At 64.1% G+C, this 19,736-nt stretch carries 20 protein-coding genes and 1 tRNA gene; 9 read left to right on the top strand and 12 right to left on the bottom strand.

Annotated elements, in window-relative coordinates; all coding sequences use genetic code 11:
• Positions 1 to 26: 26 nt before the first annotated feature.
• A complete protein-coding gene (locus tag VI234_RS03195; RefSeq protein ID WP_336329216.1) occupies positions 27 to 1,940 on the bottom strand; it encodes a DHH family phosphoesterase in 1,914 nt (637 codons plus the stop codon).
• 94 nt (positions 1,941 to 2,034) lie between these two features.
• Here VI234_RS03195 and VI234_RS03200 point away from each other — a divergent pair, with 94 nt between their 5' ends.
• The 3 genes from VI234_RS03200 to VI234_RS03210 all read left to right on the top strand — a co-directional run bounded on the left by VI234_RS03200 (position 2,035) and on the right by VI234_RS03210 (position 3,762).
• Complete coding sequence (locus VI234_RS03200; RefSeq protein WP_008313067.1) at positions 2,035 to 2,532, top strand: Mov34/MPN/PAD-1 family protein; 498 nt, start codon at positions 2,035 to 2,037, stop codon at positions 2,530 to 2,532.
• Positions 2,529 to 2,957 carry an adenylyltransferase/cytidyltransferase family protein gene (locus VI234_RS03205; protein WP_008313068.1) on the top strand — a complete coding sequence of 143 codons (429 nt, stop codon included), beginning with the start codon at positions 2,529 to 2,531 and terminating at the stop codon, positions 2,955 to 2,957. Before VI234_RS03200 ends, VI234_RS03205 begins: the two co-directional genes overlap by 4 nt.
• 94 nt (positions 2,958 to 3,051) lie before the next feature.
• Positions 3,052 to 3,762, top strand: a complete 711-nt coding sequence (locus VI234_RS03210; protein WP_336329217.1) for a hypothetical protein — start codon at positions 3,052 to 3,054, stop codon at positions 3,760 to 3,762.
• Positions 3,763 to 4,091: 329 nt separating this feature from the next.
• Here VI234_RS03210 and VI234_RS03215 read toward each other — a convergent pair whose 3' ends face one another.
• Together VI234_RS03215 and ribH are read right to left on the bottom strand one after the other, a co-directional pair.
• Complete coding sequence (locus tag VI234_RS03215; protein ID WP_336329218.1) at positions 4,092 to 5,252, bottom strand: pyridoxal phosphate-dependent aminotransferase; 1,161 nt, start codon at positions 5,250 to 5,252, stop codon at positions 4,092 to 4,094.
• Positions 5,249 to 5,662, bottom strand: a complete 414-nt coding sequence (gene ribH / locus VI234_RS03220) for a 6,7-dimethyl-8-ribityllumazine synthase (protein WP_008313074.1) — start codon at positions 5,660 to 5,662, stop codon at positions 5,249 to 5,251. The genes VI234_RS03215 and ribH overlap by 4 nt, the downstream gene beginning before the upstream one ends.
• A 151-nt stretch (positions 5,663 to 5,813) precedes the next feature.
• On the opposite strand from ribH, the gene VI234_RS03225 reads away from it, so the two are divergent.
• From VI234_RS03225 to VI234_RS21265, 3 genes are all read left to right on the top strand, one after another.
• Positions 5,814 to 7,787 (top strand): flippase activity-associated protein Agl23, encoded by a 1,974-nt coding sequence (locus tag VI234_RS03225; protein ID WP_008313076.1) that lies wholly within the window; start codon positions 5,814 to 5,816, stop codon positions 7,785 to 7,787.
• A gap of 25 nt (positions 7,788 to 7,812) precedes the next feature.
• The gene (locus VI234_RS03230) at positions 7,813 to 8,958 is read left to right on the top strand and encodes a 5-(carboxyamino)imidazole ribonucleotide synthase (RefSeq protein ID WP_336329219.1); all 1,146 of its coding nucleotides are present in this window, start codon (positions 7,813 to 7,815) and stop codon (positions 8,956 to 8,958) included.
• Positions 8,959 to 9,190: 232 nt separating this feature from the next.
• A complete protein-coding gene (locus VI234_RS21265; protein ID WP_394324897.1) occupies positions 9,191 to 9,478 on the top strand; it encodes a plastocyanin/azurin family copper-binding protein in 288 nt (95 codons plus the stop codon).
• Between the two features lie 191 nt (positions 9,479 to 9,669).
• Here the strand turns inward: VI234_RS21265 and VI234_RS03240 are convergent, their stop codons facing one another.
• Genes VI234_RS03240 through VI234_RS03255 form a run of 4 tightly spaced genes read right to left on the bottom strand, consistent with a single transcriptional unit; the run spans position 9,670 to position 12,120 of the window.
• Positions 9,670 to 10,311: a 30S ribosomal protein S3ae gene (locus VI234_RS03240; protein WP_336329221.1), complete on the bottom strand. Its 642-nt coding sequence runs from the start codon at positions 10,309 to 10,311 to the stop codon at positions 9,670 to 9,672.
• Complete coding sequence (locus VI234_RS03245; RefSeq protein ID WP_004518217.1) at positions 10,304 to 10,534, bottom strand: KEOPS complex subunit Pcc1; 231 nt, start codon at positions 10,532 to 10,534, stop codon at positions 10,304 to 10,306. Before VI234_RS03245 ends, VI234_RS03240 begins: the two co-directional genes overlap by 8 nt.
• Positions 10,531 to 11,649 (bottom strand): hypothetical protein, encoded by a 1,119-nt coding sequence (locus VI234_RS03250; RefSeq protein ID WP_336329222.1) that lies wholly within the window; start codon positions 11,647 to 11,649, stop codon positions 10,531 to 10,533. Before VI234_RS03250 ends, VI234_RS03245 begins: the two co-directional genes overlap by 4 nt.
• Positions 11,650 to 12,120: a 30S ribosomal protein S15 gene (locus VI234_RS03255; RefSeq protein WP_336329223.1), complete on the bottom strand. Its 471-nt coding sequence runs from the start codon at positions 12,118 to 12,120 to the stop codon at positions 11,650 to 11,652. It lies immediately after the preceding gene.
• A 296-nt stretch (positions 12,121 to 12,416) separates the two neighbouring features.
• On the opposite strand from VI234_RS03255, the gene VI234_RS03260 reads away from it, so the two are divergent.
• Entirely contained in the window at positions 12,417 to 14,183 is a 1,767-nt protein-coding gene (locus tag VI234_RS03260) for a DUF7289 family protein (RefSeq protein ID WP_442905015.1), read from the top strand.
• A gap of 141 nt (positions 14,184 to 14,324) precedes the next feature.
• Entirely contained in the window at positions 14,325 to 16,061 is a 1,737-nt protein-coding gene (locus tag VI234_RS03265; RefSeq protein ID WP_336329224.1) for a polymer-forming cytoskeletal protein, read from the top strand.
• Between the two features lie 8 nt (positions 16,062 to 16,069).
• Here VI234_RS03265 and VI234_RS03270 read toward each other — a convergent pair whose 3' ends face one another.
• From VI234_RS03270 to VI234_RS03290, 5 genes are read right to left on the bottom strand one after another with little or no spacing between them, the layout of a single operon-like run.
• Positions 16,070 to 16,813, bottom strand: a complete 744-nt coding sequence (locus tag VI234_RS03270) for a DUF7289 family protein (RefSeq protein ID WP_336329225.1) — start codon at positions 16,811 to 16,813, stop codon at positions 16,070 to 16,072.
• Entirely contained in the window at positions 16,806 to 17,249 is a 444-nt protein-coding gene (locus VI234_RS03275) for a DUF7266 family protein (protein WP_336329226.1), read from the bottom strand. The genes VI234_RS03270 and VI234_RS03275 overlap by 8 nt, the downstream gene beginning before the upstream one ends.
• The gene (locus tag VI234_RS03280; RefSeq protein WP_336329227.1) at positions 17,239 to 18,216 is read right to left on the bottom strand and encodes a DUF7261 family protein; all 978 of its coding nucleotides are present in this window, start codon (positions 18,214 to 18,216) and stop codon (positions 17,239 to 17,241) included. Before VI234_RS03280 ends, VI234_RS03275 begins: the two co-directional genes overlap by 11 nt.
• The gene (locus VI234_RS03285) at positions 18,204 to 18,791 is read right to left on the bottom strand and encodes a DUF7288 family protein (protein WP_008313098.1); all 588 of its coding nucleotides are present in this window, start codon (positions 18,789 to 18,791) and stop codon (positions 18,204 to 18,206) included. The genes VI234_RS03280 and VI234_RS03285 overlap by 13 nt, the downstream gene beginning before the upstream one ends.
• Position 18,792: 1 nt before the next feature.
• Positions 18,793 to 19,398 (bottom strand): DUF7287 family protein, encoded by a 606-nt coding sequence (locus VI234_RS03290; RefSeq protein WP_008313100.1) that lies wholly within the window; start codon positions 19,396 to 19,398, stop codon positions 18,793 to 18,795.
• Between the two features lie 210 nt (positions 19,399 to 19,608).
• Here VI234_RS03290 and VI234_RS03295 point away from each other — a divergent pair.
• Positions 19,609 to 19,680 (top strand) — tRNA-Ala (locus VI234_RS03295).
• Positions 19,681 to 19,736 lie beyond the last annotated feature (56 nt).

A 19,736-nucleotide genomic window follows, 5' to 3' on the forward strand; every position in this document is an offset into this window, starting at 1 on the left:
AAACGGGTATCGCGTGTCGAGCGGCGTTACACTTCTTCCGGCAGCGCCGTCGAACTCCCGAGTTCCTCGTCGATCTCGGCCTCGGCCATCTTCTCGACGAGGGCGTCGATGACCGACTCCCGCCGGCCCTTGACGAACTTGATGGAGCCGACGACGAGGTGGCCGCCGCCGGAGACGCCGCCGCCGTCGACCTCCTCGGTCAGCTCGGTAACCATCCGCGGGATGTCCAGGCGAACGCCATCCGAGCGCAGGACGGCGAAGTCCGGGCCGTAGCCGATGGTGATGACAGGATCGCCCGTCTCGGCGACCTTCCGGTCGTGGATTTCGCCGGTCGTCTTGCCCGGGGCGGGGTAGGTGAAGCGGTGGGCGTGGTTCTCCACGTCGATTGTGTAGAGGTGCGCGCCGTTGTCGAGGCGCTCGTGCTCGACGTGGCTCATCGCGGCGTCGAGCTGGTCCTCGACGTCGCGTTCGGCCCGGTCAGCGAGGAAGTCGACGACTTCCCCGTGGCGGTCCCGGTCGTCACAGTCGACGTTCAGCACGTCGGTGATGAGCTGTTCGCCGGAGTTGTAGCGCAGCCAGTGGGTCGCGTAGTCCAGCGCTTCGCCGATGTCGCGCAGGTCGGCCTCGTCGTAGTCCTTCTCGGCGGCGAGGTCGATGTAGTCCCGCATCGCCTCTGCCTCGGAACGGTCCGATAGGCCCGCGACCGCGGGGACGTGCCGGAGGTCCTCGGTGAGGTCGGGGTCGATCATCCGGGCGAGTTCGACACACAGCATCCCCGTCGTGATGCGGTAGTCCTCGTCGTGGAGGTAGGGGTTGACGTGTTGCTCGATGAGTGGCTCGACGGCCTCGGGGTCCGGGTGGTGGTGGTCGACGACGACCACCGGGATGTCGTAGTGCCGGAGGTTCCGGTAGGCCGGCGTGTCCTCCTCGGTGGAGCCGTTGTCGAGCATCAGGAGCATCGGGAGCTTCTGGCCGTGGCGGGTGCGGTCCTCCAGCGCGAAGTTGAGGTCCCGGGTCACGTCCTCCATCTCGTAGTACGGGGCCTTGCTCGGCAGGCGCTTGAGGAGGTGCTGGGGCGCGCTGGCGTCCTCGTACTGGGAGGCGATGAACGATTCCAGCGCGACCTGCAGCGGCACGCTCGCACAGAGCCCGTCGCCGTCGGCGTGGTGTCGCATGCGAATCGGGCGGCCCGAAAGCACCGTCTTGCGGAGTTCGGTCGCGACTTCGCGGAGGTCGTCCCACAGTTTCTCGAAGGCGGGCCACTCGACCAGCGGCTCGACGTCGGCCGGCTCTGCGGCCTCGGCCAGTGCGTCGTCGAGGTCGCTCTCGATGTCGTCGGCTTCCTCACCGTCGAGGACGGTCAGCGATTCAGCCTCGACCTGCAGGCCGTCGTCGCGTTCCTCGGCGCGCCCGGAGACGCGGACGATGTCGTCGATTTCAACGTCGGGGTGGGCACGGACACCGGCCTCCTCGAAGGCGGCACACGGGACGATACCGGTCTCGTCGCGGACCTGGAACACAGTGGGGCCGCCGGTCTGTTTGATCTGGACGACCTGGCCCTCGATGATGACTGTCTCACCGGTCGCGTCGGCGAGATCGGCGACGGTGGTCGCGTTGCCGTGGGCAACGCGCTGTTCCTCGTAGTCGGCGACCCGTACTTCCTCGAAGCTCAGGTCGCCGTCGGGGCGGATCTCGCCGAGTTCGACGATGAGGTCCTCGCCCACGTCGTACTGGCCCAGAAGATTAGAGTCGTGGACGAGACCGGAGACAGCGTCGGAGAGATCGACGAACACGCCGTATTCGACGGTGCCGTTGACAGTTGCGTGGTACAGTGCGCCTTCTTCGAGATCGTCGGACGTACATTGGTCCGCGAGATCGTAGACGATGGTCCCGCCGTCGGGGACCGTAGCACCGTCACCGGTGCCAGTTGGCGAAGACATTTGTCAATCCTTCGGTGCTCCCCCGTTTGTACTCTTCGGAATCCGCGGAGGGACGAACACAACGCGTAAAAAGCGTCCGACCCGACCCAGTGGTATGGGGTTGTTCCGAACGAGCGGGATACTCGGGATCGCGGAGTCCGCACTCGAGTTCGCGCTCGCAGCCTCCGAAGAGGCCCATCCCAACGAGTATATGGGCTTTCTCCGGGGCGATGACGCCAGCAAGCTCGGGCTCGACGACGACGGGACCGTTCTGACCGACGTTCTGGTCATTCCGGGAACGGAGTCGAACCCGGTCAGCGCGACCGTCAAGACGAGCATGGTTCCGAACGACATGCGAGCAGCGGGGTCGATTCACTCCCATCCGAACGGCGTCCTCAAGCCCAGTGACGCCGACCTCGCCACGTTCGGGCGCGGCGACGTCCACATTATCATCGGCTACCCGTACGGTCGCGACGACTGGAAGGCCTTCGACAGCGACGGCTCGGTCGTCGACCTCCCGGTACTCGACGTCGAGCCCCCGGAGGAGTCCTTTTTCGATTTCGACCAGTCCGACATCGACGCGGAGCTACGCGAGGAGGAGTTCGATCAATGACCCGCGTCGTCGCACAGGGGACGTTCGACATTCTACACCCGGGTCACGTCCACTATCTACAGGACGCCGCCGACATGGGCGACGAACTGCACGTCATCGTCGCCCGCTCGGTCAACGTCACCCACAAGGAGCCGCCGGTCGTTCCGGACGAGCAACGCCGGGAGATGGTCAGCGCGCTCAAACCGGTCGACGAAGCACACCTCGGGCATCCCGAGGACATCTTCGTTCCTATCGAACGCATCGAACCGGACATCATCGCGCTGGGCTACGACCAGCACCACGACGACGAGCAACTCGAAGCGGCGCTGTCCGCCCGGGGCCTCGACTGTGACATCTGCCGGGCCAGCCCGCTGGAAGCAGAGGCGGCTGACCGGCTCCTGTCGACAGGCCGGATTATCGACCGGATTGTCGACGAGCGTAGCTGACTCGGTTCCGCAGTTCCCCCACTCTTATCAGTCCATTAGCAAAATTATTTTACGCTATTATATCCCTAATGTAATCGCCAGTTGGGACGATACAATGGGGATGGTCACAGTCAACGATGTCGATTCACGGTCGTACCGCGCTGTAGAGATACTGCTGCTCCTGCCGACGCTCCTGTTTGGATTCCTCGGTCTCGGGCTGATCGTTGTCGGGATAGGGGGCGAGAGTGTGGGTACCGGGCCCCTCGGGATGGCCAGCATCTTCGGGACGTTCGGCGTCTGGTACCTCGGCGGCATTGTTGTAGCGCTGATATCGTGGCTCGTAACGCCGGTTTTCCTCTACTTTGATACAAAGAAAGTGCAGGAAGCAGACGTGGACTGGGACCCGAATCCAGTCCTGTATGCGGTCGCCGGCTTCTTCCTCGGCTACCTGATGAAACTTCACCACCTGTACAAACGCCATCAGTATGTCGTCGACTGGGTCGACCGGGACTGGTGGTGGACGGTTGTCGCTATCGGGGCCGTGCTGCCGCCCGTCTGCCTCGCTCTTGGGGGCGTACTTGTTTCGAGCGGAAGCGTCGGTACCGGACTTGTTTCGATTGGGGTCGGTATCCTCACCGCGGTACCGTTCTCTGTCGCCATCTACCGCGATGCGACCTACGTTCGCCTTCAGTCCGGGACGTGGCAGCCTAATCCGGGGAACTACGTCAATCTCGGCGTCTTTTTCCTGGTTCTCGGGCCGATAGTGTACCCTATAATCGGCTGCTACTACCTGTTTCGTCGCCACCGGGCTATCGGGACACTGTAATCAGTGACGCAGCCGTCCCTGTTCCGGCCCGAGATACGAACGTGGTGCTCACAGTTCTTGGAGGCATGATGTGAGTGAGTCCCGGTTCCAGTCTAACCCCAGGATTCATCGCGCAACAGTGACAGCCGCCTCCGAGACGATACGCTCACCGGAACTGTCGATGCCGACCGCAACCGCCAGCGCGCACTCGCCGGACGACGCGTCGTCCGAAGGGCCACGGCCAGAGTACCGGTACCCGAATCAGCGACAGGGTCCCAGACTGGCTCGGGCGGGTAGGACTCCCGAACGCTGGTCGGGGCAAAACCGCTCGCAAAACGACAGTTCGCGCGTCAGATCAGGTCGGCCTCGGCGAGGCGGTCGACGGCTTCCTGCAGGCGCTCCTTGCTGTTTGCGTAGGAGATGCGAGCGTAGCCGGGCGTCCCGAACGCGGTTCCGGGGACGGTGGCGACCTGGGCCTCCGAGATGGCCTGGTCGCACCACTCGGTGTCGTCGCCGTCCGGTGCAATCTCCGGCATCATGTAGAACGCGCCCTGTGGCTCGGGGACGTGGACGCCGTGGTCCTCGAACAGTTCCATGAGGAACTCGCGGCGCTCGGCGAAGGCCTGGCGCATCTCCTCGACGGCGTCGTCCGTGTTCGTGATGGCCTCGACGCCGGCGTGCTGGACGAAGTTCACGGCACAGGAGACCGAGTGCGAGTGGACCTTGCCGGCCTGGGAGATCAGCTCCTCCGGCCCGGCGAAGTAGCCCAGCCGCCAGCCGGTCATCGAGTAGGCCTTCGAGAAGCCGTTCAGCGTGATGGTTCGGTCCTCCATCCCATCCAGCGTGCCCAGCGAGATGGCTTCGACGCCGTCGTAGGTAATCTCCTTGTAAATCTCGTCGGAGATCACCGTGATGTCGTGCTCGACGGCGAGGTCGCGGACGCCCTCCATCGCGTCGCGGGAGTACACCGCGCCGTGGGGGTTGCCCGGCGAGTTGACGACGAGCAGTTCCGTCTCGTCGGAGACGGCGTCGGCGAGGTCGTCCAGTGCGCCTTCGAGCTGGAAGTCGTGGGCAGCAGTGTCGACGCGGGTCAGCGTCCCGCCGGCTAGTTTCGCCATCGCCTCGTAGGACACCCAGGCCGGGTCAAGCAGGGCGACTTCGTCGCCATCGTCGATGACGGTCTGGAATATCTCGTACAGTGCCTGCTTGCCGCCGGGCGTGACGATGAGGTTGTCCGGGTCATACTGAGTGAGGCCGTCATCGTGGAGCTTGTCGGCGATGGCCTCCTTCAGTTCGGGGATGCCGTTCGAGGACGTGTAGCCGGTGTGGCCGGCGTCCAGGGCGTCCTTGGCGGCGTCTTTGATGTTCTCCGGCGTGTCGAAGTCCGGTTCGCCGACGCTCAGGTCGACGACGTCTTTCCCCTCGGCCTCAAGCTCTGCGGCCTTGTTGCTGATCGCGAGGGTCGCGCTCGGTTCTACACGTTCGACGCGGGAAGCGAAGTCCATAGTCATTGTTCGAGTTCCGTGGCGAGGTCGATCGCGCTCTGGACGGCCGAGGCCCCCTTGTCGGTTCGGGCCTCGGCTTCGTCCTGGCTCATGCCCGGGCCGATAATGCCCAGCGTGACGGGGGTGTCGCGGTCGAGGGACACGTCGGTCAGCCCCTGTGCGGCGGCGTTGCCGATGACCTGGTCGTGGTCAGTGTCGCCGCTGATAATCGCACCGAGAACGGCCACGGCGTCGACGTCCGACCGGCGTGCGAGCCGGTCGGCAGCCAGCGGCGTGTCGTAGGACCCGGGGACGTCAATCGCTGCGACGATCTCGGCGTCATTGTCGGCAGCGGCCTCGTAAGCCCCGTGCTCCATCTCCTCGATAACTGCCCCGTGTTTGTCGTACTGGGCGACAACCAGCCCGAGCTGCACCATACCTGATTCCCGGGGAGGGGCGACTAAAGAACTACCGTTCCGTGCCTGCAAAGCCCTAGACCGCTGTGCCGGCCGCTGCGACGGAGCAGTAGCTTAAAAACATGTTATAGAAACCAGAAGGATTCTAATGCCTCATGTGCTTGAGCCAGATATGGCTGAGTCGTCCCCGCTGTCTGCCCTCCACGATTTCCGGGACCGGACCCGGTCCTGGTTCGCGGACGACCCGCGCGCCACCGTGAAGCTCGTCGTCGCTGTGACGCTTCTCGGACTCGTCCTCAGAGTCGCGGCGCTCGGGAGCCGCGTCGCTCACTTCGACGAGGGCCGCGTGGCCTACTGGGCGCTCCATCTCCGCGACTCCGGCTCCTTTGCGTACCGCTACATCATCCACGGCCCGTTCATCCAGCACGTCGATAGCTGGGTGTTCACCGTCGCCGCGCCGACTGACTTCACGATGCGGTTACCGGTGGCGATTGTCGGCGGCCTCCTCCCGCTGACAGCGCTGCTCTTTCGCGAACACCTCCGGTCCGACGAGACTGTGTTCATGGCCGTGTTTCTCGCACTCAATCCGGTCCTGCTGTACTTCTCGCGGTTCATGCGCAGCGACGTGCTGGTCGCGGCATTCATGTTCACCGCCTTCGGCCTGCTCGTCCGGTTCGTCGACACCCGCAAGGCGCGCTATCTCTACGGCGTCGGGGCGTTCATGGCACTGGGGTTCGCCTCGAAGGAGAACGCCATCGTCTACGTGCTGACGTGGCTCGGCGCGACCGGTCTCCTGCTGGCGAAGGTGCTCGTCCTCCCGAACGGCTACCGCGACGCGTTCGGCTTCCTCCGTGGCGTCCCGACCGTCGGCGCAATCTGGGGGCGGATGGCGGGCCGCGTCCGGGCGGACGTAGGACTCGTCGTCGGCACGGTTCGCTCGTTCCGCGACCGCCACGACAGCGCCGCGTCCGTCCTCGCGGCGTACGCGAGCCACATCGTCCTCGCCGCGCTGGTGTTCGGCCTCGTCTCGCTGTTCTTCTACGCCCCTCGCGGGGCCGGCGTCGCCGGCATCGAACACCCGCCAGCCCCTGCCGCAAGCGGCGACGTGAACTTCTGGTCAGGCGTGACGAACCCGTCGCTGTTCCCGGAACTCGTCGGGACCACCTGGGAGCGCGTCGTCGACCAGTACAGCGAGTGGTTCTCGCCGGCCTCGGAGAAAGCCACGACCACTGAGACGGGCCTCGTCGAGTCTATCGAGACGTTCTACGAGAGCGTCGACGGCCACTACGAGGTACTGTTGAAAGCGCTGGGCTACACCGCGGCACCGCTGCTTCTGTTCTCGGCGTTCGGGTACGCGCTCGACCGGCTCGGAACCGTCGAGCCGCGCCATCTCGTCCCGTTCGCGGCCTACGGCGGCTACGTCTCGATTCTGGGGTACCCCATCGGGACCGACATCGGCGCGCCGTGGCTCGCCGTCCACGTCGTCGTCCCGCTGTCGATTCCGGCCGCCGTCGGGCTCGCCGCCGTGATCCGGTGGGGGAACGAGTCGCTGTCGACTGACGACGTGACGGGCGCTGCCATCGCCGCCGCTATCGTCCTGCTCGTTACGGCCCTCGTCGTCAACACCGCTGCCACGCGGGTGTACACCAACGAGCACCTGGAGGGGAATCCGCTGGTCCAGTACGCCCAGCCACAGGAGTCGCTCCGCGACGACCTGGCGGAGATGGACCGAATCGCGACGGCCAGCGGAAACGGCACTGATGTCGTGATGTATCACGGGGAGCGCGGCGACGCCTACGACGGCGACGACGCCTACGTCAAGGAAGACCGCGGTGAGTGGAACGACTCGTGGTGGAACACCAGACCGACCTGTCTGCAGTGGTACAACTCGCTGCCGCTGCCGTGGTACTACGCGGCCGACGACGTGAACGTCTCGTGTGAGAACCGACCCGACACGCTCGCCGAACAGGCGCAAGAAGACCAGCCGCCGATAGTCATTACCCAGCAGATCGACAGCACGGTCCCCACCGAACGGCTCGAAGCCGCCGGGTACGTGCCCAAGACCCACCGAATGCGAACGAAGTACGGCTCGAACGACATGACGGTGTGGGTCCACGAGTCCTACGGGCGAGAACCGAACGGTTAACCCTGCTGCTGTGAAAGCGCGCGGTATGACACTCACGTCACCAGGGCCGACCGTCGGCGTGGTCGGCGGTGGCCAACTCGGCCGGATGCTCGGCGAGGCGGCCGCGCCGCTCGGCCTCGAACTGCTCGTGACCGACCCGACGCCGGACTGCCCGGCAACACCGGTCGTCCGCGACCAGATCGTCGGCGACTTCGACGACGAGGCGACCTTGCGGGAACTCGCCGAGCGCGCCGACTACCTCACGTTCGAGATCGAACTGGCCGACCCGGACGTTCTCGAACGGGTCGCCGAGGAGACCGGGACGCCGGTCCACCCCGCGCCCGAGACGCTCCGGACGATTCAAGACAAACTCGTCCAGAAGCGCCGGCTGTCGAACGCTGGCGTTCCGGTCCCCGAGTTTCGCGCCGTCGACACCGCCGCCGACCTCCGCGAGGCCTGCGAGGAACTGGGCTACCCCGCCATGCTCAAGGCCCGGACCGGCGGCTACGACGGCCGCGGGAACATCCGCGTCGAAGGCCCGGAAGCCGTTGCGGACGCTGTCGACGACATCGCCGGCCCCGCGATGGTCGAGGAGATGGTCGACTTCGAGCGCGAACTCGCGGTCATGGGCTGTCGCGGTGCGGACGAACGGGACACGTTTCCGGTCACCGAGACGATTCACCGCGAGGAAATCCTCCGGGAGTCCGTCGCGCCGGCCAGAGCGTCGAAAGCCGTCCGCGAGCGCGCCCGAGACGTCGCTCACGACGTGCTCGACGTGATGGACGGTCGCGGCGTGTTCGGCATCGAGCTGTTCGAGACGACCGACGGCGCGATTCTGCTCAACGAAATCGCACCGCGACCGCACAACTCCGGCCACTGGACCATCGAGGGCTGTCACACCTCGCAGTTCGAGCAACACCTGCGGGCCGTCACCGGCCAGCCGCTGGGATCGACCGACCAGCGGTTCCCCACTGTGTCGACGAACATCCTCGGGGACGTTTCGGAGCGCCAGTCGGCAGCATTGCGGGGCGAAGACGGGATACTGGAGACGCCACGGGCGCACCTGCACTGGTACGGCAAGCGCGAGGTGTACAACCTCCGGAAGATGGGGCACGTAACGCTGACGGCTGACGACCGCGACGGCCTGCTCGCCGACGCGCGCGACCTCCGCGACGGACTGACTTTCGAGTGACCGCGACGGACTGACACCGGGGTTCTCCGCAGTCCAGAACCGAGCGGTCTTTGACTATGCGGTCCTGAGTCACGGTATGGAGCGACGGGATTTTCTCCGTGCGGCCGGCCCGGCGGCGGTCGCAGGGCTCGCCGGCTGCCTCGGCGGTGGGAGCGCTGACACCGACTACGACGTGGGGATGTCCGCGAAGGCGTTTCGCCCGGTTCGCATCGCCGTCGAACCGGGGACGACCGTGCGGTGGCTCAACACGAGCAAACAGGGCCACTCGGTCACGGCCTACGAGGACGACATCCCCGACGACGCCGACTACTTCGCCTCCGGCGGCTTCGACACCGAACAGGCGGCCCGCGACAACTGGGGGAGTTCCTCCGGCGGGACGATGTACGAGGGCCAGGAGTTTACCCACACCTTCGAGGTACTCGGCGAGTACCCCTACTTCTGTATCCCGCACGAGCGAGCCGGGATGGTCGGGACCGTCGTCGTGACCGAAAACCCCGAAACGGTGACGAGCGGCGAGTAGCGGCGCTGTCGCTTTTGTCGAGTCTTTTTCCTGTCTGCGCTGAGTGGGTCCTCTACGCGCTGTTTTGGGGTATCGGTCGCTAACTCCGACCGTCGGCAACAGCGTCACAGAAGAGGGGCAGGTCCGCTGCGTCGCTGTCGGGCTCGGTCTCTCACTGCGGCAGAAAAATCGAACGTCGGTGCTGGAACGCGTTAGGCTTCGACGTCGACGTCTTCCTCGTCCACGTCGACGGCTGTCTCCTCTTCGGCGGCGACTTCTTCTGGCCGCGCTTCGAGCGTGGTCTTCTTGATCTCGACGCGTCGGAGCGGGTAGATGTCCTTGGCTTCGCCGTAGATAGCCGAGGAGAGACGCCCTTCGACGACGCTGTCGATCAGCTGTTCGAAGGTGCGGTCTTCGGCCGTCTCCTCGACGAGGTCGATCATCGTCCGGCGGATGGCCTTCTCCTGGGAGGCGTCGGCCTTCTTCGTCGTCACGGCGACGGGCTGGACCTGGACGCGGTAGTCGTCCGTGGTCAGCACGGTGACGAAGGCCTCGACCTTCGAGGAGCCCCGTCGGACGAGCGAGCGGAGGTAGTCCCGCGTGAGCTCGTGGCGGATGAACTCCGTGTACGCCGAGTCCGAGGCGACCTCGTTGATCTTGAAGGTCAGCTTCGTGTTGTTCTCGCTGGCGTCGTTTGTCAGATCGCCCAGCGTTGTTTCGATGGTGCGTCCGAGCACCTTGTCCGGTTCGTCTGCCGGTGTCTTACCGAGAACCTCCCGGTCGAACTGCTCGGGAGCCTGCACGGTGTACCACCGTTTCTGTTCTGCGCGTTTTGAAACGCTTCGTTCACTCATGATTGGATTGTGTGTGTTGGTCTGCGAGCTGTGCTGCAACCCGGATGTTGACGACGTAGTCGTCGACGGTCGCCTGCAGGCCGCCGGTCGAGTCGCGCTCGACGGTCGTGACCACGGCGTCGCCCTCGACGCGTGTGGTCATCTCGTCGGTGTTGTCTGGCCGCACCGCTCGTGCGACGCGTTCGGGCGAGTCGTGTGTCGTCCGAATCTCCGCCCGTCTCATACTGCCTCCCGGAACGCTTCGATGAAGTCGGCCGTCGAGGCGTCGAACCGAGCGCGCGCCCGGTCGCCTGTTCCGACGGCGTCGCCGCCGACCGTTTCGGCGGCTACGTGCATCGTTTCGGCAACGTCCCGGCCGTCCGTGGCGCGGGCCGCGGCCGCCGTGTCGGTGACGACGAGCGTCACCGGTTCCGGTGCGCGGAAGTCCGCGAACAGTCTGGCGACGGTTCCGGTCGGCATCGCGTTGCCGCGGGCGACGAACAGGCCGTCGTATCGGCCCGTGGTCGCCTCGGAAACTGCCTCGTGGGCGCGCGTGCCGTGAGTTCGCCAGGCGGTTAGAGCGTCCTCGCGGACGGCCTCGTGGCCGAGTGCGAGCGCGACAGCGGTGCCCGGCTGTTCCCGTGCGACAGCGTCGAGTACGTCGGCGTAGCCGCCGACCGTCTCGAAGGGGCCACCCATCGTCGGGCGGAGCGCGCGTTGGACCGCGTCGGCGGCCCGTGGCGGCGCGTCCGCAGTGACGGTCAGGGCGACCAGCGACGCGAGGCGTCGGTGGTCGTCGGCCGAGAGAGCCCCAAACTGGTTCGCGTCGAAGCTCAGGTCGGCGAGCGTGGCCCGCACTGCATCGGCGTCGCCCGAGAAGGGCGCGACGAACAGCGTCGAGTGGGCCAGCCCGTCCGCGAGGTCCGTGCCCGGCACTGCGACACCGGGTCGGCGGTCGAGCCCTGCTTGCTCGGCGGCTTCGGCGGCGGTCCCGTCGACTTCGCCGGCGGCAATCGTGCCAGCTAGGGCGAGCGCAGGGTCGATCGTCGCGCCGAGTTCGTGGGCAGTCTCGAAGGCTGTCGCGGCGGCGCGGTCGGTTAGCGTCACGTCGGCGGTCGACTGCGTGCGACCAATGGCGACAGTGATGTCGGTCTCCGTGGTCCGGTCGGGGTCCTCGAACGGGCGGACGACACTCGCCTGAAACGGCGTGTCGTCGAGCGCTCGCGCCAGCAGGCCAGTCGCAGCCAGCGCCTCGCCGGTCGCGTCGCTGACGAGGCGTACGAAAGCGGCCTCGCGGAGCGACCCGGCGAGGTCGCTGGGGGACGTGGCTGGCGTCGGTTCCCGACCGGTCGCCGACATCTATTCGCGACCCAGCGCTTCGACGGCGTTGTCGTAGCTGTAGGTGAAGTCCTCGTCGACTTCGTCGCCGCGGTAGTAGTCGATGAGGCGTCGGATCTTCGCCTGCGTGTTCTGGAGCGCGCGCTTGTTCTGGTAGTCACTGGGATTCTCGGTCATGTGCTCGCGAAGGCGGACGGCCCGCTCGAGCAGGTTCCGAAGGTCCTCCGGCAGGTCCGGCTCGGCTTCGTTCTCTTCGAGGATCTCGGTGACTTTCTTGCCGGTCGCGAGCGAGACGTCAGGGATCGGCGTGCCCTGAACGCCCTCGTCGCGCAGCTTCAGGCCGATCTCGCTGGGCGAGTGGCCCTGCTCAGCCAGTTCGACGACGCGCTCTTCGATGGCGTCCTCGTCGACGTCACTCCACTCCGGGGGTTCGTCTGCCGCCGGTTTGTCCGAGTCGGACGAACCGCGACGGCGTGTATGCATTCGTGCCATTGTAATCTGGTTGGAACCGCACGAACCGCTCTCGTTACGAGGCGTATTGGCACTGTACAGTGCCGAACACGGCCGCAATCCCGAGCTGTGAAAGTCCACAGCGAGTCAGATTTGCGGTCGTGCTGTTCCCATCTCCTTGTCTGAGAGGGCGCGACTAAACCGTTCCGCTTCCCGGTCGCGTCTCGAAACGGCGACACAGTCGTCAAATACGTCCCACAGCCGAAACACTCCGCAGTATTACAATTGATAACCCGCCCGCCTATCTTAAGTAATTTGTTGGGGTAGATATGCGCAGTATGGGTAGCGCTGGGCGGAGACTCGGCAGTCGCGGGCAGAGTGCTCCGCTCGGACTAGCGCTGGTTTTCGCAGTGATGATTATCTCGACGACGGCGGTCGTTGCACTGGGTGCCGACGCAATTACGAGCACGCAAACGCAACTCGACGTGGAACGAACCGAGAAGTCGCTGACAGAACTCAATTCCAAAACCGCGCTCGTAGCGCTGGGACAGACGGACGTGCAACAGGTCTCGCTTCCCGCGAGCAGTTCGAGCACCTATCGTATCGACGAGAATGCCGGGTGGATGAACGTCTCCTATCAGAATACAACGTCCGGGAGCCGGACGACTGTGTTCAACGAATCGATGGGTGAGGTGGCGTATCACGGCAGCGACGAGACGCGACTCGCGTATCAGGGAGGCGGCGTCTGGCGGTCAACCGGTGACGGAACGTCGGTGATGGTGTCCCCGCCCGAGTTCCACTACCGGGACGCGACGCTGACGCTCCCTCTCGTGACAGTGAGCGGGTCCGGGACAATCAGAGACAGCGCGTCGATCACCCACAACCGAACAACGTCGCACTTTCCGAACACCACGCGAAACGCGAACTTCACGAACCCGCTGGAAGACGGGAAAGTCAACGTTACCGTCCAGAGCGAGTACTACCGAGCGTGGGGCGGATACTTCGAGGAGCGAACGGACGGTGACGTGACGTACCAGCCCGACAGCAGTCGTGTTTCGATCGTTCTCAAGGTCCCTGCAGGGCCGCGAAAAGTCCGGAACGCCGTCGCCGCGACGAGTGATTCCGGGTCGATCAAACTGAGCGGGAACGATGCATTTACCGACAGCTATACGTCGGCAGACGGGGACGGGTACGACGCCTCCGAGGCCGGTGACAGCGGCAATCTCACGACGGCAGGTGATGTCACCGTCACCGGGAGTGCGGAACTGAACGGGAACATCACCTCGGGCGGTCGCGTCGAATTCAGTAGTAACTCGATGACGTTCAACGGCAACCGGGTGGAATGGGCGGACGCGTTCGAGGACAAACACGGAGCGTGTTCGGGGTCCTGCTCCGACGAACAGATCAGTTCGTTCGGCGACACCACCAGTATCAACTCCCACGTCGACACACAGGTCGACGACCTGTCGTCGTCGAACGATAACGGGGGAACCATAGCCGACGACGGCGTTATCGACGGCACAGAGGGGGCGACGACACTGTCTGCTGGTAGCTATCACGTCGACAGGATCGACCTGAGCAACGACGTCGAGTTCGATACGACTGGTGGAGATGTGATCATTGGTGTCGAGAACTACGTGAGCCTGAACACCGGGAACGATATCACGGTGTCCGGCCCGAATCAGGTGAAGATATACGTAAAGGGCGAGTCACCTGCGTCGGGCGGGAGCGCTGACGGCTATCACTTCTTCACACGGGCGAGCGAGATCAGGACAACCGGCGCGGTCAGTGAGCGGTCGACGCAAGTGTGGATCTACGGCAAAGATAATCTCCAGGCCCGGATGGAGAAGAAAGGGTCAGATAAGTCCAGAGTCACCGGCGTCATCTACGCGCCGGGGGGAAAGACCGGAACGAGCACGTTCGAGATCTGGAAGAGCGAACTCTACGGCGGTGCGGTCACCAGCCAAGTCGAACTGGAAAAGGGTGGCAGAGTCCACTTTGACCGGGCACTCAAACAAGAGCGCACAATTCCCAAAGACACGAGTGTAGTTGCGATCACCTATCTCCACATCTCGACGAACGACGTCAATATCACGTCCAATTGACCGCCGACACACCTCACTTCATCACTACCGTAGCACTTGGCGTCGGTCGGTTTTCGTTGTGGCTGCCATAGACAGTCGCTGGTGGCGACTATCGACGAGGTGGCCAGCAGCCTTATCAGCTGTGATAACTACTGTCGGATAATGCGATTCCCCTGGGGTCAGGGTCGGGGTCACCAACGGGCACAATCAGCCCCGCTCGGGCTGATACTGGTTCTCAGTCTCGTCATCGTCGGTTCCGGCGTCGTTGTCAGCCTGGGAGCGACGGCGCTGGTCGATACTGAGGCCGGGCTCGACGTCTCCCGGGCGGAGACGGGGATGACCCAACTGGACTCCCAGGCGGCCCTGGTGGCGCTTGGGAACGCCGACAGCCAGCGGGTGTCTCTCGTCGGGACGGACAGATCCACGTACCGAATCGACGACACTGCCGGTCGGATGACCGTCAATATCACCAACCACTCTGCTTCGCCCCCGACCACGGTCACGCTGATGGACGAGCGCCTCGGCGCGGTTGTCTACGAAAACGGGAACCAGGAAGTCGCCTATCAGGGCGGCGGGGTGTGGCGGCGCTCCGACAGCGGCAGTGTCATGGTTTCACCGCCGGAGTTCTACTACCGCGACGCGACGCTGACGCTCCCACTCATCACCGTCCGCGGTGACCGCTCGCTTGGCTCGCGGGCGAGTATCTCGAAGGACGGCACGACGCAGGTGTATCCCGACCAGGCAGCTGGGAACATCAATCCGCTGGATACCGGGACGGTCAACATCACCGTCCAGAGCGAGTACTACCGGTCATGGGGGCGCTACTTCGAAGAGCGGACCGACGGCGACGCGTACTACGACCACGAAAACGACAGCGTGACCACGACACTGGTCGTGCCGACGGGGCCGCGAGAAGTGACGAGCGCCGTCGCGGCAACGTCCGCCGGCGGACAGATTACGCTCTCCGGTAGCGGTACCGACCCCGCTCGAACGGACAGCTACAACTCGTCTGTCGGCGACTACTCGACCTCACAGGGGTCGTTCGGAACGATCACCACAGCCGGTGACGTGTACGTGAAAGGGAACAGCGAGGTGGACGGCTCCGTTCGGTCCGGTGACGGAGTCGAGGTCAAGGGAAGCGGCGTCGTCACCCGTGACGTGGAATACTCGACTACCAAGCATATCAAGGGCACTGTCAACGGCGATGTCAGACAGATCTCGGGCGTCGAGGGAGCCGGCGCTATCGACGGCCTGGTGAACCGGCGAGTCGCCAACGCAAGCGATACCAATGACAACGGCGCGACCAGCAGTATTTCGGGGAACCAGCTCGACAGCGGCGACCAGACGCTGGGCGCAGGCACCTACTACCTGGAAGACCTGACACTGAGCGGCGAGACGCTGACGATTAACACTGGTGGTGACGACGTGACCATCGCCGTCCGGGACTACGTCTACATCGAGAACAACGGGCAGATAAAAGTCAACGGTGGCGGGAAAGTCCGCCTCTACGTCAAAGGCGAGGCAACGTCCGCCAGCGGTCACCACTTCCACATCTATCGCACCGGGGACGTCAACATCGACAACGCCAATAACTCCAAGCAGTTCTGGGTGTACGGTCAGTCGGACTTCGACGCCGTCATCGAGGGGGACACCGATACTCCGCAGTTCGAGGGCGTGATTTACGCACCCGCCGGCGGCGTCGGTGCCAGCAGCGTCTCACTCAAGAAGGCGGAGCTGTACGGCGGCCTCGTCGCCGGGTCAGTCACGGTGGATAACGGGGGGTTGGTCCACTACGACCGGGCGCTCAGAAACGAACGCGCCGTCCCGAAGAACACGAACATCATCCGGCTGACGTACCTCCACGTCTCGAAGAACCGGATCAACGTGACCAGCGGGTAGTCGACCGGCTACTGGTCGATGTCGACCGCAATGTCGTGGTAGACGACGTACGTCCGCTGGATGCCGCCGGAAGACGACGTGAAGTTACACCAGCCGTCGGCCCCACAGGCGAACCCTTCCTGCTCGAAGTACGACTGCCAGAGTGCCTCTCGCTGTGGAGTCGAGTCGACACTGACGTTGACGTGTTCGATGTTCCCACCGGTATCGGCGAACGAGACGTTGCTGCTCCGGTGGTTCGTCCGGACGAGCACCGTCGACCCGCCCAGGCTCTGCTGGCCACTGGCGGTCGTGCCGACCACGGTGATGAGCACGCGGTCGTCTGAGACGAGTATCGGTGGCGTCCGTTTTTGTATTCCGCTGTCCCGGTTCGTCCGATACACTGCCCCTGCCTCGTAGACGAGCTCTCGCTCCTGGTTGCCGGCGTAGATTATCGGTCGTATCTCCCAGGTCCCGACGTCTTTGGGGGCAGTCCCGTCGTGGACCTGTACCGATATCGTCGTGTTTTCGCCCGTCCTGAGCGTGGCTTCACCGAGACTGACCTCGGTCGCACGGCTCGGTGCCCCCTGTCTGTGAAGGTCCGCGATGTTGTCCGAGAGCACGTCGAATGCCCGTTCGGCGTTCTCCATCTGCTCCGCGTCCCGAGCGTTCTGTAACGCCCCCAGCCCGCTCACTGAGACGAGTATTATCGATGCCACGATGAGACTGAACACCAGGGCGAAGCTCAGCACCTCACTTACGGCGCGGTCAGCCATCTCGCACCTCCAGTTGATCGTTCGATTCGTCGTAGAACACGGTTATCACACCGCCGCCAGCACTGGAGTCCCCCAGGTCTGTCCGGGTTTTGAGCGACACAGTCACCGACACGTCCGGCGACGTCGATTCGAGCGCGAGTTCATCGGCGCCGGCGTCAATCGAAACCCGGTAGCCGGTTCCACTCACCCGCGCCGGGAACGTGTGATTCAACCGCGCAGTCGGGTCGTTGTCGGCAGCGACCACCAGCCGGTCGATACGCGCGATGTCGGCGGCGACCTGCTGTCCGATGACTTCGAGTTCGTCCCTGATGACCTGCTCCTGCCGATTCTCGACGAAGTTACCGCCGGCAATGAGGAGCCCGGACACCAGAATCGAGGCGATGGCCAGGCTCAGCGTGTAGCTCAGCGTCGTCGAGACGGCACGGTTACGACGCATCCGGCTCACCCGGGGCCACCCGTATCTTTGCTTCGTACCGGAGGTTCGACGTGTCGTAGCGGTAGCGGACGGTCACATCGTAGATTGCGGTCGTGCTGAACGGCGACGCTGGCGCTGTATCGAGCGTGTAGGCCCGCTTGCTATCGCGGACAACCATCGAGTAGTTCCCCCTGATCTGGTCGCCTGACTCGTAGGTGATGTTGTACTCGTCGCCGACGCCGTGGGCGAACCGCCCGTCGAAGCTCCCGCCCTGGAGCGCGAGACACGGTTCACCCTGCACTGTTCCGCCAGTCACGTCGATGTGGGCGTACGGCTCCTCGATAGGGACAGCACACGTCTGTGTGCCACTCGGTGTGTCGACTTCCACGTTGACCGTCCCGCTGGGTCCGACATCACCCCAGACCCGCATCGTCCATTTCGGGTTGCCGCCGGTACCGTTCGCTACGACGACGAACTCGCTTCCCGAACTGGGGAGCTGTGTCGCGTTGATGACGAACCGTCTGGTCGCGTTCGTTCCGTCACCCGGGCGCGTGACCCGCTCTCTGACCATCCAATCGGCGCTCGGTGTCGCCTCGCCGGATTCAAACAGTGACGTGTTGGTCTGGGCGATCCGCGTGCCGTAGGTCGGCGAGCCGGCGAGCGTGACGTTCACCAGCGTCCCGCTCGTGACTCGCTGGCGTTCCGTCTGTGTACTGACAGTCCGTGTGCTCTCACGCACACCGGTTTCGAGTGTTGTTTGGGTCGAGTAGTTGTACCTGTTCGCCGCGGTGACACCCTGCCCGACGTTCGTCTCCACCATCGCCCGCATCTCCAGCGCGTCGTTGCTCCCTGCAACCTCGCCCCGACTCGCGAGGTTCTGCGTGTAGATCGCGGAGTTGACGACCAGCGCAAGCCCGATGAACGTCACCGCCAGGGCCAATGCGGCGATAAGGATTATCTGTCCGCGTTCGTCGTCTAGATGCGCCACGCGACCACCTCCACGCTGACGGTGTTGTAGACGTTCTTTCCGGTGTCCGAAACCGTATAATCGGTCGCTGGATCCCCGATCCGCGTGCTGTTGCGCGTCCCGTCCGCATCACGCAGATGGTCGTCGTCCATGAGCGTGATTGTGTGGCTCGCACGCACCGCGTTGTCGCTCGGTTCGCCGCTGTAGACGTAGCGGGTCGTGACGGTTCGCTCCTGCGTGTTCTGGAACCTGAGATAGACGTTGTACGCGATTCCCCGCTGGTCGAACGCGCGTTCTAGCAACTCCCCAAACCGATTGTCCGGCGGCCCGTTCGTGTAGTATTCCCGACCACCGGCCGTGTTGTGGAACTGCGCCGTGCTGTTGTCCCAGTAGAGCACAGCCGGTTTCAGTGCGTCCTCTGCCGCCGCCGAGGCGAGGACCCCGTGACCGATCGCCTGCTGCTGGTTCTCGATGTGTTGACTCGACGTGCTCGCCGACAGCGGCGTCACCGCTGTCATCTGTAGCGCGAACACCAGACTTGCCAGCAACACCATACCGCTGACGATCGCTTCGAGCGTGTGTGCCTGCGCGCGCATGCTACCACATCACCACGCGTACTGTGACATCCTGCCCGTTCAACGAGACCACTCGCAACGCAGTGACCGACGCGTCGTTGTTTGTCGGCGGGTTCCCACCAGTCGTGAGTACCGTCCCACAGCCGGCCCCAGCTTCGACGAGTGCCTGATTCGCTCCATCCCAGCACAGAATTTCGTCGGCGGCTGGTGTCCCCGTCGCGTTCCCCCGGATTGTGACGTTCACGTTTTCCCGAGCCGGGTCGAGCCCGACCCGTTCCTCCGCACTCCCGCCGGACTCGTAGCCGCATCCTGACGGTGGTGCGTTCCCAGCGAAGAACTCGCGCGTACAGTGTTCGTTCAGGACGTACGGCTGCTGTGGCGAACCGAGCATCCCCATTGTGAGCCCATCGGCGACTCTGTCGGTCGTGACTGTCTCCTCCTGAACCCCCGCAGAAAACGGTGACAACAGCCCCGGAATGAACAGGAAGATGAATATTAGGACGCTCAGAAACAGGCTCATACCGATCGCGAAGTCCAGCGTCGTCTGCCCGCGCCGGTGCTCTTCGATCCAGAGTGACCGGCCGACACGCCGGTCGTTAGACTGCGTCTCGTTTCTCCTACGGTTCATGAGCCTGATTCACTAAACTGAGATTACTGTAGGGATGGCCTCAGTCGTTATAGCCATTATGGCCGTACTGTAACACCAATTACCAGACTTCTACGCACTCTGCGAGGCCGACGCAATACTGGTCTAACTAAGACCATGGGGCCGGTTCTCTATGTCCCGGTGCTTCGATGGGTTTAAGCAATCCCATCGGGAAGCAGACAATGCACGCAAGGGCTCGTAGATCAGGGGTAGATCACTCCCTTGGCATGGGAGAGGCCCCGGGTTCAAATCCCGGCGAGTCCATCCGAATTTTACCGTTGTAAACGGGGAATTAATAACACGGCGAGAGCGCCGTTTCT

The sequence above is a fragment of the Haloarcula sp. CGMCC 1.2071 genome, from assembly GCF_037078445.1.
Taxonomy (GTDB): domain Archaea; phylum Halobacteriota; class Halobacteria; order Halobacteriales; family Haloarculaceae; genus Haloarcula; species Haloarcula amylolytica.

Bases quoted from the DNA above. Each gene is read 5' to 3' on its own strand.
- VI234_RS03195 (WP_336329216.1), bottom strand. From the start codon at position 1,940: ATGTCTTCGCCAACTGGCACCGGTGACGGTGCTACGGTCCCCGACGGC.
- VI234_RS03200 (WP_008313067.1), top strand. From the start codon at position 2,035: ATGGGGTTGTTCCGAACGAGCGGGATACTCGGGATCGCGGAGTCCGCA.
- VI234_RS03205 (WP_008313068.1), top strand. From the start codon at position 2,529: ATGACCCGCGTCGTCGCACAGGGGACGTTCGACATTCTACACCCGGGT.
- VI234_RS03210 (WP_336329217.1), top strand. From the start codon at position 3,052: ATGGGGATGGTCACAGTCAACGATGTCGATTCACGGTCGTACCGCGCT.
- VI234_RS03215 (WP_336329218.1), bottom strand. From the start codon at position 5,252: ATGACTATGGACTTCGCTTCCCGCGTCGAACGTGTAGAACCGAGCGCG.
- ribH (WP_008313074.1), bottom strand. From the start codon at position 5,662: ATGGTGCAGCTCGGGCTGGTTGTCGCCCAGTACGACAAACACGGGGCA.
- VI234_RS03225 (WP_008313076.1), top strand. From the start codon at position 5,814: ATGGCTGAGTCGTCCCCGCTGTCTGCCCTCCACGATTTCCGGGACCGG.
- VI234_RS03230 (WP_336329219.1), top strand. From the start codon at position 7,813: ATGACACTCACGTCACCAGGGCCGACCGTCGGCGTGGTCGGCGGTGGC.
- VI234_RS03240 (WP_336329221.1), bottom strand. From the start codon at position 10,311: ATGAGTGAACGAAGCGTTTCAAAACGCGCAGAACAGAAACGGTGGTAC.
- VI234_RS03245 (WP_004518217.1), bottom strand. From the start codon at position 10,534: ATGAGACGGGCGGAGATTCGGACGACACACGACTCGCCCGAACGCGTC.
- VI234_RS03250 (WP_336329222.1), bottom strand. From the start codon at position 11,649: ATGTCGGCGACCGGTCGGGAACCGACGCCAGCCACGTCCCCCAGCGAC.
- VI234_RS03255 (WP_336329223.1), bottom strand. From the start codon at position 12,120: ATGGCACGAATGCATACACGCCGTCGCGGTTCGTCCGACTCGGACAAA.
- VI234_RS03260 (WP_442905015.1), top strand. From the start codon at position 12,417: ATGGGTAGCGCTGGGCGGAGACTCGGCAGTCGCGGGCAGAGTGCTCCG.
- VI234_RS03265 (WP_336329224.1), top strand. From the start codon at position 14,325: ATGCGATTCCCCTGGGGTCAGGGTCGGGGTCACCAACGGGCACAATCA.
- VI234_RS03270 (WP_336329225.1), bottom strand. From the start codon at position 16,813: ATGGCTGACCGCGCCGTAAGTGAGGTGCTGAGCTTCGCCCTGGTGTTC.
- VI234_RS03275 (WP_336329226.1), bottom strand. From the start codon at position 17,249: ATGCGTCGTAACCGTGCCGTCTCGACGACGCTGAGCTACACGCTGAGC.
- VI234_RS03285 (WP_008313098.1), bottom strand. From the start codon at position 18,791: ATGCGCGCGCAGGCACACACGCTCGAAGCGATCGTCAGCGGTATGGTG.
- VI234_RS03290 (WP_008313100.1), bottom strand. From the start codon at position 19,398: ATGAACCGTAGGAGAAACGAGACGCAGTCTAACGACCGGCGTGTCGGC.